Raw genomic sequence first — 1807 nt, forward strand, 5'->3', positions numbered from 1 at the left:
ACGCTAACATGAAAACTATGTCAACATTTTTCACAAAAATAAAACGAGGCTTCGCCTGTGTCGCGCCTGTGTACCTTCCGCCCGCTACCGCGGACGCGGAAGGTACACCAGCAGAACCGCGACACCCAGACGCCTAGCCTCGTTACCCTCAACATTCCATTTTTGTGTGTTTACATGTATTTACGTTTTAAGTTATACTGCTGATAGTTAATTAAACCTAGATGTTCACTATCGAATGTATTTTCATAAACCTTATTTGGACTTAATGCTTCCCTCAAAGCGTTTAAGTCCTCTTTTTTTATAATCTCCTCCGCTGGCTTAATAAGCCCCCGACTACTAAAATAGCACTTTTCCCCTTTTAATCTCTCATCATCGTTATCTTTAGTCATATACTTTGTCACATACGCGCCAACGTTATCTACTTCATCAATAGCATTTACTTTAACGAAACCATGACCCCATATCCTTTCCAGATCAGCATGCGGAACATACGGCATATTGAACGTGACCATATGATAATGAATCGCCCCTCGCTTCTGAAACTCTATGACCGCCACATACTTCAGTTTCAATTCCAAATGATACTCAAGCCTTTGCCTAAACTTTTTAAACTCATAGTTTGCCATTTTTATATCTTGCACATTCTCCTTAAAAGTCAAAGTAAAAAACTTCACTCTTTCGGCCCACGCGTCCACATTCGCATTTATAAGCCTTCTTAAATTTTTTCGCGCCCTTTGCAACGCGTCCGCCCTATTCTTCTCACGCGTCGCCTTCATGTCCTCATCTATCCATTCCAGTCCCTCTTTACGTTTCCCCTTACGACCCACAGGCTTGTCCATGTAACTGTCCTTGCCTGTCCTGATCTCTTTCTCATACTCGTACAACTCTATGACATTACCTGCGACTATGACCTTTGCGTTATATATCATATTTACGCTTCTACCGTTCCTTACGGTCTCTTTTGCCTCCTCCCGATTTTTCTGCTTATTAATCGCAATAATCAAGTTAAGTATAGACCCTACACCCGAATTTCCATTTCTCCCCCTCCCCTTTGTACAAAATGTGCACATTTACCCGCTAATTAGAGGGGCGGGTAAATACTATTTCCAATTTTGCTATATCGAACGACTACCCGAAATCAAGCGATACAGACGCAATACTTCAGCGTCAACCTCCCGTTCAGCTACCGAACGCAAAAACGGAATACGGAATTCACGTTCCATGTCCGTCATGATGTCCGACAATAGAAAATCACGTCGCGATCGTGACGCGTTCATAGCCTCCCAATACCGACGCTTATACTCCGCAAGTCTTTCCATGTCCTAACCTCCCCAATTTTTCTCGTAATGTTTCTTTAAAATCAAGTTAATATATAGTGCACTGCCAACGCTCCGCTACTCTCCATTGACGCCCTTGACACTGGGGCCCTGCTCCCTTTGGAAACCCTAAAGGGCGAGGCGCGCGGGGAAAAACGCTCCCGCGCACCTCGGCAAAGCTTACCAAAGGGAGCCACCCAGCGATCAAGGGACGCTTCGCTTTGCTCCGCTCGTCATTCCGATTCGCTCCGCTGTTTCAGCAGTTGCGCGTCTATCTTGCTCTCTAACCCCTTGACAGCTTCAACAACGCTTGTCAAACCTTCAGCCATATCCATTGCCTTCTGTTGTTGCATGTAATGCTCAATAGCAAGAAAAACAAGCGTAGATTTAGGAACTCCAGTCTCTTTTGAACGCTTGTCAAGCCAATCGTTTAACGTCTTACTAATCCGCGTATTTATACGAACCATGCCAGACATACTACCTACCTCCTA

At 44.6% G+C, this 1807-nt stretch carries 2 protein-coding genes; both read right to left on the bottom strand.

Annotation, left to right across the window (positions count from 1 at the left end):
* Window positions 1–170: 170 nt before the first annotated feature.
* On the bottom strand, window positions 171–1004 hold the full coding sequence (locus LH47_RS14500) for a rolling circle replication-associated protein (protein WP_052585065.1): 834 nt from the start codon (window positions 1002–1004) through the stop codon (window positions 171–173).
* 545 nt (window positions 1005–1549) lie between these two features.
* Window positions 1550–1792, bottom strand: coding sequence for a hypothetical protein (locus tag LH47_RS14510; RefSeq protein WP_043968706.1), 243 nt, complete (start codon window positions 1790–1792; stop codon window positions 1550–1552).
* Between the last annotated feature and the right edge of the window lie 15 nt (window positions 1793–1807).

Source organism: Anoxybacillus thermarum (assembly GCF_000836725.1).
GTDB classification, from domain to species: domain Bacteria; phylum Bacillota; class Bacilli; order Bacillales; family Anoxybacillaceae; genus Anoxybacillus; species Anoxybacillus thermarum.